Source organism: Streptomyces sp. GL_140 (assembly GCF_057834465.1).
Genome location: NZ_CM174404.1, coordinates 7015432 through 7029822, shown reverse-complemented (window position 1 = coordinate 7029822; position 14391 = coordinate 7015432). Strand labels below are relative to the sequence as shown.

Annotated in this window: 12 protein-coding genes and 1 pseudogene; 9 read left to right on the top strand and 4 right to left on the bottom strand. The window is 72.8% G+C overall.

Going from position 1 to position 14391, the window contains the following annotated elements; all coding sequences use genetic code 11:
• Window positions 1-89: 89 nt before the first annotated feature.
• Window positions 90-521 carry a (2Fe-2S) ferredoxin domain-containing protein gene (locus tag AC3IYJ_RS32740; RefSeq protein ID WP_489398111.1) on the bottom strand — a complete coding sequence of 144 codons (432 nt, stop codon included), beginning with the start codon at window positions 519-521 and terminating at the stop codon, window positions 90-92.
• 9 nt (window positions 522-530) lie between these two features.
• Window positions 531-1595 carry a bile acid:sodium symporter family protein gene (locus AC3IYJ_RS32735; protein WP_489398110.1) on the bottom strand — a complete coding sequence of 355 codons (1065 nt, stop codon included), beginning with the start codon at window positions 1593-1595 and terminating at the stop codon, window positions 531-533.
• Window positions 1596-1755: 160 nt separating this feature from the next.
• Here AC3IYJ_RS32735 and AC3IYJ_RS32730 point away from each other — a divergent pair, with 160 nt between their 5' ends.
• The 8 genes and pseudogenes from AC3IYJ_RS32730 to AC3IYJ_RS32695 all read left to right on the top strand — a co-directional run bounded on the left by AC3IYJ_RS32730 (window position 1756) and on the right by AC3IYJ_RS32695 (window position 11261).
• Complete coding sequence (locus tag AC3IYJ_RS32730) at window positions 1756-2607, top strand: LysR substrate-binding domain-containing protein (protein WP_489398109.1); 852 nt, start codon at window positions 1756-1758, stop codon at window positions 2605-2607.
• Between the two features lie 336 nt (window positions 2608-2943).
• On the top strand, window positions 2944-4767 hold the full coding sequence (locus AC3IYJ_RS32725; protein WP_489398108.1) for an AMP-dependent synthetase/ligase: 1824 nt from the start codon (window positions 2944-2946) through the stop codon (window positions 4765-4767).
• A gap of 133 nt (window positions 4768-4900) precedes the next feature.
• The gene (locus AC3IYJ_RS32720) at window positions 4901-6160 is read left to right on the top strand and encodes an ABC transporter substrate-binding protein (RefSeq protein WP_489398107.1); all 1260 of its coding nucleotides are present in this window, start codon (window positions 4901-4903) and stop codon (window positions 6158-6160) included.
• 16 nt (window positions 6161-6176) lie between these two features.
• Window positions 6177-9038 (top strand): ABC transporter permease subunit, encoded by a 2862-nt coding sequence (locus tag AC3IYJ_RS32715; protein ID WP_489398106.1) that lies wholly within the window; start codon window positions 6177-6179, stop codon window positions 9036-9038.
• Window positions 9035-9598, top strand: a pseudogene (locus tag AC3IYJ_RS32710) (ATP-binding cassette domain-containing protein); the annotation flags it as partial. The gene AC3IYJ_RS32715 and the pseudogene AC3IYJ_RS32710, both read left to right, overlap by 4 nt.
• 18 nt (window positions 9599-9616) lie before the next feature.
• Window positions 9617-9832 carry an ABC transporter ATP-binding protein C-terminal domain-containing protein gene (locus AC3IYJ_RS32705; RefSeq protein ID WP_489403003.1) on the top strand — a complete coding sequence of 72 codons (216 nt, stop codon included), beginning with the start codon at window positions 9617-9619 and terminating at the stop codon, window positions 9830-9832.
• A gap of 146 nt (window positions 9833-9978) precedes the next feature.
• Window positions 9979-10827, top strand: a complete 849-nt coding sequence (locus tag AC3IYJ_RS32700) for an aldo/keto reductase (RefSeq protein WP_489398105.1) — start codon at window positions 9979-9981, stop codon at window positions 10825-10827.
• Between the two features lie 8 nt (window positions 10828-10835).
• A complete protein-coding gene (locus AC3IYJ_RS32695; protein ID WP_489398104.1) occupies window positions 10836-11261 on the top strand; it encodes an RICIN domain-containing protein in 426 nt (141 codons plus the stop codon).
• Window positions 11262-11282: 21 nt separating this feature from the next.
• Here the strand turns inward: AC3IYJ_RS32695 and AC3IYJ_RS32690 are convergent, their stop codons facing one another.
• Window positions 11283-12023 carry a class I SAM-dependent methyltransferase gene (locus AC3IYJ_RS32690; RefSeq protein WP_489403002.1) on the bottom strand — a complete coding sequence of 247 codons (741 nt, stop codon included), beginning with the start codon at window positions 12021-12023 and terminating at the stop codon, window positions 11283-11285.
• 17 nt (window positions 12024-12040) lie between these two features.
• Window positions 12041-12346 carry a 4a-hydroxytetrahydrobiopterin dehydratase gene (locus AC3IYJ_RS32685; RefSeq protein WP_489398103.1) on the bottom strand — a complete coding sequence of 102 codons (306 nt, stop codon included), beginning with the start codon at window positions 12344-12346 and terminating at the stop codon, window positions 12041-12043.
• Window positions 12347-12580: 234 nt separating this feature from the next.
• On the opposite strand from AC3IYJ_RS32685, the gene AC3IYJ_RS32680 reads away from it, so the two are divergent.
• Window positions 12581-14380 carry a hydroxysqualene dehydroxylase gene (locus AC3IYJ_RS32680; protein WP_489398102.1) on the top strand — a complete coding sequence of 600 codons (1800 nt, stop codon included), beginning with the start codon at window positions 12581-12583 and terminating at the stop codon, window positions 14378-14380.
• Window positions 14381-14391: the final 11 nt, after the last annotated feature.

The window sequence follows — 14391 nt, the reverse complement described above, 5'->3', positions numbered from 1 at the left end:
CCGAAGCTAGAAGAAGCGGTTGTTTCCTCGCTCTGACGCCCACGGCCCCGCACCCCCTTCCCCCCTTACCGCGCCTTGATCGGGGCGCGTCAGCGCCCCCGGCGGCCCCGCCGCGAGGCCGGAGCCGAGGCCTTCGGGGCCGGGGGATCGATGCGGTGGAGGTCGAGGGTCGCCGGGACCGGGGTGGTGCCGGGGCCGCCCGATTCGGCCCAGGCGATGATCTCGTCGGTGGCGGTGTCGTCCAGGGCCCAGCCGAACCAGGCCGCGCGGGCGCCCCGGCGGCGGGCTTCCGTGGTGGGCTGCACGACGATCACGTTGGCCTGTGCGCACGGACCGAGACAATCGGTCGTACGGACGGCCAGGCGCCCCTCGGAGGCCGCGGCGGCCTCGCGCAGCCGGGCCAGCTGACCCGCGTGGTCGGTGCCGGGGTTCTTGCGGGGGTCCCCGCAGCAGCAGCCGCGGCAGACCACCAGGGTGCAGGGTCGCGGGGCGTTGGCGGAGAGCGGGCGTATCCAGGTCACCGCCGCACGTTACCGGGCCTGCGGGGCGGGGTGTTGAGCGGTACGGGAGACCTCCGCCACACGGTCGGCCGCGAGTTCGGCGGCTTCGGCCGGTTCACCGGCCCGGGGGTCCTGCGCGCGGCGGCGGGCCAGGACCGCGCAGACCATCAGCTGCATCTGGTGGAAGAGCATCAGCGGCAGCACGGCGAGGCTCGCCTGCGGTCCGAACAGCACGCTGGCCATGGGGAGTCCGGCGGCCAGGCTCTTCTTGGACCCGGCGAACTGGATGGCGATCCGGTCGCCGCGGTCGAATCCGAGGCGCTTCGCCCCGTACCAGGTGACCAGCAGCATGACGGCGAGGATCACCGCTTCCACCACCATCAGCGCGCCGAGGCGCGGGACGCTGACCTGGTGCCAGATCCCGGCGACCATGCCCGCACTGAAGGCGGTGTAGACGACGAGCAGGATCGAGCCGCGGTCCACGTAGCCCAGCACCTTCTTGTTCCGGACCAGGAAGCCCCCGACCCAGGGGCGCAGGACCTGGCCGACGACGAAGGGCAGGAGGAGCTGCAGAACGATCTTCAGCACGGAGTCGAGGGAGAACCCGCCCGCGCCGCCGCCGAGCAGGACGGCGGCGAGGACCGGGGTGAGGAAGATGCCCAGGAGGCTGGAGAAGGAACCGGCGCAGATCGCGGCGGGGACGTTGCCCCGGGCGATCGAGGTGAAGGCGATCGAGGACTGGATGGTGGAGGGGACCAGGCAGAGGAAGAGCAGGCCGCTGTAGAGCGGGGGCGCGAGGAGGGTGGGGACCAGGGCGTGGGCGGCGAGGCCGAGGAGCGGGAAGAGGACGAAGGTGCAGGCCAGGACGGTGAGGTGGAGCCGCCAGTGGCGCAGGCCGTCGAGGGCCTCGCGGGTGGAGAGCCGGGCACCGTAGAGGAAGAAGAGCAGGGCCACCGCCCCGGTGGAGGCGCCCTCGGCCACGGAGGCGGCCGCGCCGCGGGCCGGGAGCAGGGCCGCGAGCCCGACCGTTGCGAGCAGGCCCAGGATGAACGGGTCCACGGGGAGCCAGGCGGGAAGGTGCGGGCGGCGGGGCATGGGGTGCTCACTTGCTCTGGTCGGATACGGAGGGGGCCGGTCCGGACGGCCCGGGCCCTTCCCATCCTCGGCGGCCGACGGCGATCGGGAAACCTGCACACTGCACTGACTGCCATCACGAAACTCGATAAGCGCAGCCCGCAGCCCTAGGCTGGACGGCATGTACGACCCCGTTCAGCTGCGCACCTTCCTCACCGTCGCGCAGACCCTGAGCTTCACGCAGGCCGCGGCGCGGCTCGGCGTCCGGCAGTCCACGGTCAGCCAGCACGTACGGAGGCTGGAGGAGGCCACCGGCCGGCCGCTCTTCCTCCGCGACACCCACAGCGTGGAGCTCACGGAGGACGGCGAGGCCCTGCTCGGCTTCGCCCGCAGGATCCTGGAGGCGCACGAGCGCGCGGCGGCGTTCTTCACGGGCACCCGGATCCGGGGCCGGCTGCGCTTCGGCGCCTCCGAGGACTTCGTGCTGACCCGGCTGCCGGAGATCCTGGAGGGGTTCCGGCAGGAGCACCCCGAGGTGGAGCTGGAGCTCACGGTGGAGCTGTCGGGGACCCTGCACGAGCAGCTGGACGCGGGACGGCTGGACCTCGTACTGGCCAAGCGGCGCGGGGACGGGGACGAGCGGGGCCGGCTGGTGTGGCGGGACCGGATGGTGTGGATCGGGGCTGAGGGGCTGCGGGTCGATCCGGACCGGCCGGTTCCGCTGATCGTCTTCCCGCCGCCGGGCATCACCCGGGCCCGGGCGCTGGACGTGTTGCAGGCGGACGGCCGGCCGTGGCGGATCGCCTGTACGAGCGGCAGCCTGAGCGGTCTGATCGCGGCGGCGCGGGCGGGCCTGGGCGTGATGGCCCACACCCGGGGGCTGATCCCGCCGGGTCTGGTCCGCGTCGGCGGGCTGCCGGAGCTGGGGCCGGTGGAGTTCGCGCTGCTCCAGGGCCGGCGCCCGACCCCGGCCTCGGAGGCCCTGGCCGCCGCCGTCCTCGCGGGCGGCGACCGCCTCAGCCGCCCGGCCTGACCTCCCCACCCGGTCGGGCCTGACCGCCCCGCCCCGACTGGCCTGACCGCCCCACCCGGCCCGACCGGTTCCCCACCGGGCTCCCCCACCCGGCCCGACCACCCGGCCCGACCACCCAGCCCGCCCACCCCCGCAGGGACCCCGCATGAAGTCCCGGTGCGCGGCTCGCGCAGATCTCGTGGAGATCGGCCGGCCGCCTCCCCGGCCCCTGTGGACACCGCCCTGACCAGTGGTGATGTGTTCGCAACGGATGTGCGGACTACCCCCCGCGGAACTCTCGCGTGGGGTAGCGTCACGGCGCCGCGCGGGGCGTAGCCGCGGGGAGAGGAGCGGGCTTTGCGCGAGTTCAGCGTCCCATCCGTGCTCACGGGCGCGCCGGTCGGCGGGCTGGCCGACGTGGTCTTCCAGCATGCCCGGCAGGACCCGGACCGGGTGGTGCTCGGGCACAAGACGAACGGGGTCTGGGGGGACGTGACCTCCCGCGAGCTGGCCGACGAGGTGCTGGCGCTCGCGAAGGGGCTGCTGGCCCAGGGAATCCGGTTCGGGGACCGGGTCGCGATCATGTCCCGCACCCGGTACGAGTGGACCCTGTTCGACTTCGCGCTGTGGGCGATCGGCGCCCAGCCGGTGCCCGTCTACCCCAGCTCCTCGGCGGAGCAGGTGCATTGGATCCTGTACGACTCCGAGTGCACGGCCTGCGTGGTCGAGGACGAGGACCAGGCGATGACGGTCGGGTCGGTGATCGAGCGGCTGCCGCGGCTGCGCCGGCTCTGGCAGCTCGACGCGGGCGCGGTGGAGGATCTCGTACGGGACGGGCTCCAGGTCGCCGAGGACGTCGTGCACCGGCACCGGGGCGCGGTGACCCCCGACGCGACGGCCACCGTCATCTACACCTCGGGGACCACCGGCCGCCCCAAGGGGTGCGTGCTGACCCACGGCAATTTCATGTTCGAGGCCGACACCATGGTCAGCCGCTGGGAGTCCGTGTTCCGGGCCGGACCCGGCGAGCAGCCCTCCACCCTGCTGTTCCTTCCGCTCGCGCACGTCTTCGGGCGGATGGTGGAGGTGGCGGCCGTCCGCTCCCGCGTGAAGCTCGGTCACCAACCGGTGCTGGCCGCGGCCGAGTTGCTGCCGGACCTCGCCGCGTTCCGGCCGACCTTCGTGCTCGGGGTCCCGTACGTCTTCGAGAAGGTCTTCGCCGCCGCCCGCCGCAAGGCCGAGGCGGAGGGCCGGACCGGGCCCTTCGACCGCGCGGTGGACGTGGCCGTGCGGTACGCGGAGGCGCGCGAGCACAAGGCCTTCGGCATCGGGGGCGGCCCCTCGACCAAACTGCGCATGGAGCACCAGCTCTTCGAGAAGCTGGTCTACGGCAAGGTCCGCGAGGCGATGGGCGGCAGGGTGCGCCACGCCATGTCCGGCGGCTCGGCGATGTCGCGCCGGCTCGGGCTGTTCTTCGACGGCGCCGGGATCACGGTGTTCGAGGGGTACGGGCTCACGGAGTCCTGCGCCGCGGCCACGGCGAATCCGCCCGGGGCCACGAAGTACGGCACCGTCGGCCGGCCGATCCCCGGCAGCACGGTGCACATCGCCGAGGACGGGGAGGTGTGGCTCAGCGGCCGCCACATCTTCGCCGGGTACCTCAACGATCCGCGCGGTACGGACGCCGTCCTGCAGGACGGCTGGCTGGCGACCGGGGACCTGGGGCGCCTGGACGAGGACGGGTACCTGACGATCACCGGGCGCAAGAAGGAGATCCTGGTGACCTCCAACGGCAAGAGCGTGGCGCCGACCGCACTGGAGGAGCGGGTCCGTTCGCATCCGCTGGTCTCCCAGTGCGTACTGGTGGGCAACGACCGGCCGTTCATCGCCGCCCTGCTCACCCTGGACATGGAGGGGGTCGCGCACTGGATGGCGATGCGGGGCCGCCCGCAGCTGCCCGCGGCCGATCTGGTGCTCGACCCGGACCTGACGGCGGAGGTCCGACGGGCGGTGGTGGCGGCGAACACCCTGGTCTCCCAGGCCGAGTCGATCCGCACCTTCCGGGTGCTGGCCGAGCAGTTCACCGAGGAACGGGGTCTGCTGACGCCTTCGCTGAAGCTGAAGCGGCGGGCGATAGAGAAGGCCTACGCGAAGGAGGTCGCGGCCCTCTACCAGTCCTGACGGGCGGCCACCCACGCGCACTCCACCAGCCCCAATCGTTACTTGACGGGCCGTCACTTTACTTGCCATTGATATTGACGATGCGTCAGGTCGCGCACAGAATGCGGGGATTCCGACCGGAGGGGATCCACACATGTTGCGACCGATCCGCACCCTGGCCGCCGCGGCGGCGACGCTCGCGCTCGTCTCCGCCTGCAACTCCGCCTCCAACGTCTCGAACGACAAGCCCGGCCCCGGCGGCAACTCCCGCGGGGTGAGCGCCGACTCCATCAAGGTCGGCGGCATCGTCTCGATGACCAGCGCCAGCGGCTACAGCAAGAAGGACACCGACCTCGGCGCCAAGGCCCGCTACCTGAGAGCCAACGCCGAGGGCGGGATCAACGGCCGCAAGATCGACTACATCGGCGCCGAGGACGACGGCCAGGACCCCGCCAAGAACCTGGCCGCGGCCCGCAAACTCGTCCAGCAGGACAAGGTGTTCGCGGTCTCCCCCATGAGCTCGGTGACCTTCTCCGGCGCCGACTTCCTCGAACAGGAGCAGGTCCCCACCTTCGGCTGGGGCACGCTCCCCTCCTTCTGCGGCCCCAAGTACATCTACGGATTCAACGGCTGCCTCGTCCCCACCCCCGGCGGCACCCTCAACCAGACCTGGCCCGAGGGCATCGGCAAGGTGCTCGGCGGCGCCCAGGGCAAGTCGGTCGCGATCATCGCCAACGACAGCGACGCCGGGAAGTTCGGCGTCCGCACCTTCCAGCAGGGCTTCACCAGCGCCGGTTTCAAGGTCTCCTACGCCAAGGCCTCGGTACCCGCCACCGCGGTCCCCAGCGACTGGTCCGCCTACGTCAAGGAACTCCTCGCGGGCACCGACGGCAAGGCGCCCGACGCGATCGTCTCCGTCATGCAGACCCCCAACAACATCGGCCTGTTCACCGCGCTCAAGCGCAGCGGGTACAAGGGGCTGCTCTCCGACCCGACCGACTACGACCCGGGTCTGCTCGCCAAGGACGCCACCAAGCAGGCCCTGGACGGCGTGTACGTGCTGCTGCAGTTCGAGCCCTTCGAGTCCACCGACCCGAAGATGGTCCAGTTCAAGGCCGACATCAAGGCCGCCAACGGTGGACAGGAAGTCCCCCTGAACATGCACATGATGACCGGATACATGAGTGCCGACCTGTTCGTGTCCGTCGCGAAGAAGGCCGGCAAGAACCTGACGGTCGAGTCCTTCCAGGCCGCCGCGCAGGGCTTCTCCGACACCGCCACGCTGGTCGGCGACCGCTCGGAGCCCAAGGGGCAGAAGGACAGCTTCGGCTGCGGGGCCCTCGTCCAGCTGAAGAACGGGGCCTACGAGGTCTCCGTCCCCTTCAAGTGCTACGAGCCCATCCCCTTCAAGTAGGGCGGCGGGAACCGGCATGGGAGATCTGCTCGCCTTCGTACTGAGCGGTCTGGTGTCCGGCGCCCTGTACGCACTGCTGGCCACCGGGCTGGTGCTGTCGTACTCGGCGTCCGGACTGTTCAACTTCGCGCACGGGGCCACCGCCTACCTGTGCGCGCTCACCTTCTACGAACTGCACTCCGGGCTGGGCTGGCCGGCCGTCCCGGCCGCCCTGCTGGTGGTGTTCGTCCTGGCACCCGGGCTCGGATGGTCCCTGGACCGGCTGATGTTCCGACGCCTCGCGCAGGTCGGCGAGACGGCGCAGATCGTGGCCACCATCGGGCTGCTGGTGGCCCTGCCGGCGGCCGGGCTGTGGGCGGTGGAACTTCTTACGGACGCGGGCGCTCCGCTCAAACCGGCGGAGAACCAGTTCGGGCTGCCGGGGGTGGGGCCCAGTCCCGCGAAGGCGTGGCAGCTCACCTCCGACGTGGGCATCGACTCCGACCAGCTGATCACCTGGGTGGCGACGGCCGTGGTGGCCGTCGCCCTGTGGGTGCTGCTGCGGCACACCCGCCTCGGCCTGCGGCTGCGGGCCGCCGTGGACAACCGCTCGCTCACCGAGCTCCGCGGGATCGACGCCGACCGGCTGTCGTCGGTGGCGTGGATGATCGCCTCGGGGCTGGCGGGGCTCGCGGGCGTGCTGGCGACCCCGCTGCTCGGCTTGTCGGCGCACGACTTCACCCTGTTCCTCTTCGTCTCGGCCACCGCCGCCGTCATCGGACGGTTCGCCTCCGTACCGCTCGCCTTCGCGGGCGGACTGGGACTGGGGGTGCTCCAGAACCTGGTCGTCGGCTACGCGTCCTTCGCCGACTCCATCACCGGATTCAGGACGGCCGTGCCGTTCCTGATCCTCTTCGGCGGGCTGCTGGTGCTCGCCCGACGGGCACGGACCGCCGGGACGGCCGCGGTGGACGCGGCGCCGGTGGACCATCTGGCCGGGGCCCCGTGGGGGCGCCGGTGGGGGGTGTGGGCAGGCGGGGGCGTCGCGCTGTGCGTGGCTCTCTACACCGTGACCACCCCCTTCTGGAGCGGACTCCTGGCCCAAGGGCTCGCGCTGGCCCTGGTGTTCATGTCCTTCACCGTGGTGACCGGGCTCGGCGCGATGGTCTCCCTGGCCCAGGGCACCTTCGTGACCGGGGCCGCGCTGGTCGCGGGGCTGCTGATGAGCCACGGATGGCCGTTCGTGGCGGCGCTGGCGGTCGGGACGTGCGTGGCCGCCGTACTGGGGGCGCTCGTCGCGCTGCCCGCGCTGCGGCTGGGCGGGCGGTCCCTGGCGCTGGCCACGCTGGCACTGGCGTTCCTGGCCGACCAGGTGCTGTTCCAGATGCGGTGGCTGCGCAACGGCGACTCGGGCTGGTCGATCCCCCGGCCGGTGTTCGGTCCCGTGGACCTGTCCGACGACCGGGCGATGGGGGTGGCCCTGGTGGTCCTGGTCGCCGTGGTCGCCGCCGGGCTCAGCGCGCTGCGCGACTCCCCGTCGGGGCGGGCGATGCTCGCCGTACGGTCCGCCCCCGCCGCGGCGATGGCCTCCGGGGTGTCGGTCCTGAGGACGAAGCTGCTGCTCTTCACCCTGTCGGCGGGGCTGGCCGGGTTCGGGGGCGTGATGTACGCCTCCTACAACACCCGGATCACGGCCACTGACTTCACGGCGATGACCGGGCTGGTGTGGCTGGCGGTGGTCGTGGCGGCGGGGGTCCGGCGGCCCCAGTACGCGGTGGTTGCGGGGCTGGTCTTCGCGCTTGCTCCGCGGGTGATGGCGGATTACGTGACGGCTTCGGCGCATCTGCCGGTGATTCTGTTCGGGCTGGCGGGGTTGGCCTTGGCCAACGATCCGGACGGGTACTGTGCGGCGATTCCTGTGCGGATGGCTCGTCGACGAGGCGGTGCCGGGGCCGTTCCTGCGGCTCGGGTCGGTGGCGGAGTCGGGGTGGGCCCTGCGGGGCTGTCCCCCAACCCGCCCCTTCCCGAAACCGGGGCTCCGCCCCGGACCCCTTCGGGGGCTCCGCCCCCGGACCCCCGCGCCTCAAACGCCGGCGAGGCTGAATTGCCCGGAGGGCAATACCAGCCCGCCCGGCGTTTGAGGGCCGGGTCCGGGCAGAGCCCAGTTTCGGGAAGGGGCGGGGTGGGGGAAGGCCCCGCAGGGACCGTGCACGCGCTGGAGCTGCGCGGCGTAACGGCCGGGTACGACGGGGGGCTCGTCCTGCACGGGGTCGACCTCGTCGTGCGGCGCGGGGAGATCCTCGCCGTGCTCGGACCCAACGGGGCCGGGAAGAGCACCGCCTGCCGGGTGGCGGCCGGAGCGCTGCCCCTCACCGGCGGGACCGTCCACGTGAACGGGCGGGACGCCACGCGCGACGGCGCGGTACGCCGCTCCCGCGCCGGGGTACTGCTCGCGCCCGAGGGGCGGGGGATCTTCCCCGCGCTCAGCATCGAGGAGAATCTGGCCCTGTACCTCGCGGACCCCGCCGAACGCGACGCCGTCTACGCCCGGTTCCCCCGGCTGCGGGAGCGGCGGAGCGTCGCCGCCGGGGCGTTGTCCGGCGGGGAGCAGCAGATGCTGGCCCTGGCGCCACTGCTCCAGCTGCCGCCCGAGGTGCTCATCGCGGACGAGCCCTCGCTGGGGCTCGCTCCGCGCGTGGTGGACGAGGTGTACGGGCTGCTCACCGAGCTCCGCGACGCGGGGACCGCGCTGCTGCTGGTGGAGGAAAAGGCGGCCGAGATCCTCGGGATCGCCGATACCGTCGCCTACCTCTCCCAGGGCCGGGTCTCCTGGTGCGGCCCGCGCGCCGAGGTGGAGACGGACCGGCTGACCGAGGCCTACCTGGGGATGGGCGGATGAGTACGGGTACGGGTACGGGTACGGGTACGGGCGGATTCGTGCTGGAGGCCGCCGGGGTGAGCGTCCGGTTCGGCGGGGTCAAGGCGCTGACCGGGGTCGATCTCGGGATCCGGGCCGGTGAGGTGTGCGGGCTGATCGGGCCGAACGGGGCCGGGAAGACCACCCTGTTCGACGTCCTGTCCGGGATCCGGCGGCCCGACCGGGGCCGGATGCTGCTCGACGGGGTGGACATCACCCGCCGTTCCCCCGTCTGGCGGGCCCGGCACGGGATGCGCCGGACCTTCCAGCGCCAGCAGTTGTTCGGGCAGCTCAGCGTGGGCGACAACGTGCTCGTCGCACAGGAGTGGCGGGGCGGGGGCGGCGGTCTCGTCGCCGATCTGGTCGGGTCCCCGGCCCGGCGCCGCCGCGAGCGCGAGCGCCGGGAGCGGGCCGCGCAGGTGCTGGCCGACTGCGGGATCGGCGCGCTCGCGGCCTCGTACGCCGGTGGTCTGCCGGTGGGCCGGGCCCGGATGGTGGAACTGGCCCGCGCCGTGGCCGATCCGCCCCGGGTGCTGCTGCTGGACGAGCCGGCCTCGGGCATGTCGGCGCCCGAACGCGAGCAGCTGGCGGCGGTCGTGCGCCGGCTCGCCGAGGAGGAGGGCTGCGCGGTGCTGCTGGTCGAGCACAACGTCGCCTTCGTGATGGACCTGTGCACGCGCGTGGTCGTCCTGGACCTGGGGAGCGTGCTCGCCGAGGGCACGGCCGCCGAGGTACGGGGCGACGCGCGGGTCCGGGAGGCGTACCTGGGGGCGTAGCCTCGCCCGCGCCTGTTCCCGCCGTACGGACTTCACCCGTTCGGCGGGAATAGGCCAGGCGGGAGTCCGGTTGTCGCCGGTCGTACGGGTGCTCGCACGCGTGCCCGTACCGACGACCCGACGACAACCAGAGGGAACGACCCGACGTGAACCAGGTCCCCGGCATCAAGCTCAACAACGGCACGATCATGCCCCAGCTCGGCTACGGCGTCTGGCAGGTCCCGGACGCGGAGGCGGAGCAGGCCGTCGGGACCGCGCTGGAGGCGGGCTACCGCAGCATCGACACGGCGGCCATCTACGGCAACGAGGTGGGCACCGGCAAGGCCATCGCCGCGTCCGGGGTGCCGCGCGAGGAACTGTTCGTCACCACGAAGCTGTGGAACGGCAAGTCCGAGACCTGGAGCCGGGAGAACGTGCTGCGCGAGTTCGACGCCTCGCTCGCCAAGCTGGGCCTCGACGACGTCGACCTCTACCTGATCCACTGGCCGCGCCCGATGCGCGAGGACTTCGTCGCCATCTGGAAGACCTTCGAGGAGATCGCGGCGAGCGGCCGCGCCAAGGCCGTCGGCGTGTCGAACTTCCGCCCCGCCGACCTGGAGCGGCTCGGCGCCGAGAGCCCGCTGGTCCCGGCCGTGAACCAGATCGAGCTGCACCCGCTCCTTCCGCAGAGCGAACTGCGCGCCCTCCACGCCCGCCACGGCATCGCCACCGAGGCCTGGTCCCCGCTCGGCCAGGGCAAGGACCTCCTCACCCTGCCCGCCGTCACCGCGATCGCCGCCAAGCACGGCCGCTCGGCCGCGCAGGTCGTGCTCCGCTGGCACCTGCAGCTGGGCAACGTCGTGATCCCCAAGTCCGTGACCCCGTCGCGGATCCGGGAGAACCTGGACGTCTTCGGTTTCGAGCTCGACGCCGAGGACATGGCCGCGCTGGACGCTCTGGGTGCCGGATCGGCGGGCCGCCGGATCGGTCCGGACCCGGCCGAGTTCGACTTCTGAGCCCCGCGATGACCGCGCCGGACGGCGTCTTCCTGGTCCGCAACCTCGCGAGCGGGCTGCTGCTCCAGGTGGAGAGCGGCAACCGGGTGTGCGTCGGCCCGGCCGACGGTCCGGAGCCGGCCCGGCAGTGGGAGATCACGCCCGTCCACAGCGGCGGCGGGATCTTCCATCTGGTCAGCGTCCACAACGGCAGGCGGCTCGACGTCGCGAACGCCTCGACCGAGAGCGGTGCCCGGGTCCAGGTGTGGAAGGCGAACGCCTTCGGGGCCCAGGAGTGGGTCGTCGAGGAGCACCTCGACGACCCCGGTGTCGTCTCCCTGATCGCCGCCATCAGCGGTCTGCCACTGGAGGCCGACGCCGAGGGCCGGGCCCGCCAGGCCGAGGACTCCGACGCGCCCTCGCAGTGGTGGCGCCTGGAGCGCGTGGACACCTGACCGGCCGGGCGGCCCCTCCCGTCAGTCCCGTACGAAGCCGCGCAGGCGGTACGCGGGGTCCGCGCGCGGGGAGTCCGGAGCCGGCAGCCGTGCCAGCCGGTCCGCCAGCTCCTGCGCGGTGGTGCCGCGCGGGCTGACCCGGGAGGCGTAGCGGCCGGCCAGCAGCGCGGCCGCGCTCTGGCGCGGGCTGCGGCCCTGGCCGTGGCCGGTGAAACGGGCTTCGGCGCCGGGGCGCAGGCCCGCCGCCGCCGCGTGGGCGGTGACCTCCGGCGTGGAGTCGGAGGGGTCGCGGGTGAGGTGCGGCGCGAGCAGCGCGTCGATGTCGCTGCCGACGTCGTGGGCGGAGTCCTTGTCGACGGTGGCGACGAACACCCCGCCGGGGCGCAGGACCCGGGCCGCCTCGGCGACGACGGCGGCCACCGTGCCCGGTTCGCGCAGCAGGTGCAGCAGCCAGATCGCGGTCACCGCGTCGAGGGAGCCGGAGCGGACCGGGAGCCGGGTCGCGGAGGCGAGGACCACCGGGACGCCCCGGGAGAGGGCCATGGCGGCCATCCCCTGCGAGGCGTCCACGCCGAACACCCGCGCCCCGGGGCGGGCCGCGGCGATCCGGGTGGTGACGATGCCGGTGCCGCAGCCGAGGTCGAGCAGCGTCGCGGTGGCCGGCGGGAGGAGGCCGAGGACCGCCGCGGCGGCGGCCTCGGCGCGCGGGGTCCCGCCGCGCGTGGCGTCGTAGGCCTCGGCTTCGGCGTCGTAGTCGAGCAGGGGTCTCGGTACCGCCATCAGGCGGCGCCGTGGGCGGGGGCGAGGGATTCGACGCGCTCGGCGAGGGTGAAGTCGGCCTCGGTGACGGAGTCTCCGGCGTCGTGCGTGTTCACGGAGACGCGGACGGTGTTGTATCCCAGGGTGAGGTCGGAGTGGTGGTTCAACTCCTCCTGCACGGTGGCGATGTGGCTGACCAGCGCGCTTGCCGCGAAGTGGCTGCCCAGTCGGTAGGTGCGGAAGATCCGGTCGTTCTCGAAGGCCCAGCCGGGGAGTTCCCGCAACCGGTCCTCGATCTCCTTCTGCGAAAGCGGCTCTCTCGACATCCGCAGGCTCCTTCCCCGTACTGCGTACGCCCGGCGTACGCGACTGCCCGATGGACCTGATGTGGAGTCAAGGTTCCCACAGCCGGCGCCACAGGGAAGGTTTCGCGCCATAGTGCGTGCGGGTACTTCCGCGCCTTCCGTGCCCACCGTGCCACCCCTATGCTCCTGCGCCGGACGTGACCGTTACCACCGGTAATACCGCTGGGTGCCGCCGGACATCGAGGGAGCATCATCGTGACGCGCACAGGAAACTCCAGGCGCACGTTCATCGCGGGGGCCGCGGCCACCGCGGGCGCGTTATCCGCGGCGGGGGCCCTGGCCGCCCCCGCCGCAGCCGCCACCGCGGTCGCCACCGGACCCGCCGCGGCCGGGCGGGCCCGCCGCGTCGCCGTCCTCGGCGGCGGAGTGGCCGGCCTCACCGCCGCGCACGAACTCGCCGAGCGCGGCTATGCCGTCACCGTGTACGAGCGCCGGGCGCTCGGCGGCAAGGCCCGCAGCATGGACGTACCCGGCAGCGCGCGCGGCGGCCGCCGCCCGCTCCCGGCCGAGCACGGCTTCCGCTTCATCCCCGGGATCTACCACAACCTGCCCGACACGATGCGGCGCATCCCCTTCCCCGGCAACGCCAACGGGGTCTGGGACAACCTGACCGCGCCGCCCGAGATGATGTTCGCCCGCGCGGCCGGCCGCGAGGACCTGCGCGCGCCCATCCCGTGGCCCGACCGCTCCCCCGCCGACCTGACCCCCGACGAGCTGCGCCGGGCCCTCACCGGCATCCTCCAGTCGCTGGTCCGGCTCCCGGTGCACGAGACGGCGTACTTCGTCGACCGCGTGCTCGTCTTCCTCACCAGCTGCGACGAGCGGCGCAACGAGCAGTGGGAGAACACCCCTTGGTGGGAGTTCACCCGGGCCGCGCAGATGTCGAGCGAGTACCAGCGCATTCTCGCGGTCGGCATCACTCGCAACATCGTGGCCACCAAGGCCGAGGAGGCCTCCACCCGTACGGTCGGCACGCTCGGCGAGGCCTTCGTCTTCAACCTGCTGGGGCGCGGCGCGGACGGCCCGCCGGACCGGATCCTGAACCTGCCGACCAACGAGGCTTGGATCGGCCCCTGGGAGACCCATCTGCGGTCCCTGGGCGTGGAGTTCAACATCGGCTGGACGGTCCGCGAGGTGCGTTGCGCGGACGGCCGCGTGAGCGGGGTCGTGGTGGAGGACCCGTCCGGCGCTGCTTCGACCGTCGTCGCGGACCACTACGTCAGCGCCCTGCCCGTGGAGCACGCCCGCCGCACGTGGAGCCCGGCGCTGCGGGCGGCCGACCCGATGCTGGGGCGCTGCGACAAGCTGCAGACGGACTGGATGACCGGCATCCAGTTCTATCTCACCGAGCGCGCGCCCCTGGTCCACGGACACCTCAACTGCATCGACTCCCCATGGTCGTTGACCGCGATCCAGCAGGCCGAGCACTGGCCGGCGCGGGACTTCCCGGCCGACTACGGGGACGGCGCGGCCGTGGACTGCCTGTCGGTGGACATCTCCGAATGGGACAAGCCCGGGATCCTGTACGGGAAGACGGCCAAGCAGTGCACCCGCGAGGAGGTGGCCCGCGAGGTGTGGGCGCAGCTGAAGGCCTCGCTCAACGACACCGGGAAGACCCTGCTCTCGGACGGCAAACTGCACTCGTGGTTCCTGGACCCCGGGGTGGAGGGGACCGGCACGCCCAACCCGACCAACCAGGACCAGCTGCTGATCCACCCGACCGGCACCTTCCACAACCGGCCGAGCGCGGGCACCCGCATCCCCAACTTCTTCCTCAGCGGGGACTACGTGGCGGTCGACATCGACCTCGCGACGATGGAGGGCGCCAACGCCTCCGCCCGGGCGGCCGTCAACTCCCTGCTGGACCGCGACGGTTCGACGGCGGCGCGGTGCACGGTGCGGCCGCTGTACCGGGCTCCGGAGGTGGAACCCTTCAAGCGGCACGACCTGTGGCGCTACCGGCTCGGCCTGCGCAACGCCTTCGACCTGGGCTGAGCCCCGGCGGG

Bases quoted from the DNA above. Each gene is read 5' to 3' on its own strand.
- AC3IYJ_RS32735 (WP_489398110.1), bottom strand. From the start codon at position 1,595: ATGCCCCGCCGCCCGCACCTTCCCGCCTGGCTCCCCGTGGACCCGTTC.
- AC3IYJ_RS32730 (WP_489398109.1), top strand. From the start codon at position 1,756: ATGTACGACCCCGTTCAGCTGCGCACCTTCCTCACCGTCGCGCAGACC.
- AC3IYJ_RS32720 (WP_489398107.1), top strand. From the start codon at position 4,901: ATGTTGCGACCGATCCGCACCCTGGCCGCCGCGGCGGCGACGCTCGCG.
- AC3IYJ_RS32715 (WP_489398106.1), top strand. From the start codon at position 6,177: ATGGGAGATCTGCTCGCCTTCGTACTGAGCGGTCTGGTGTCCGGCGCC.
- AC3IYJ_RS32705 (WP_489403003.1), top strand. From the start codon at position 9,617: ATGTCGGCGCCCGAACGCGAGCAGCTGGCGGCGGTCGTGCGCCGGCTC.
- AC3IYJ_RS32695 (WP_489398104.1), top strand. From the start codon at position 10,836: ATGACCGCGCCGGACGGCGTCTTCCTGGTCCGCAACCTCGCGAGCGGG.
- AC3IYJ_RS32685 (WP_489398103.1), bottom strand. From the start codon at position 12,346: ATGTCGAGAGAGCCGCTTTCGCAGAAGGAGATCGAGGACCGGTTGCGG.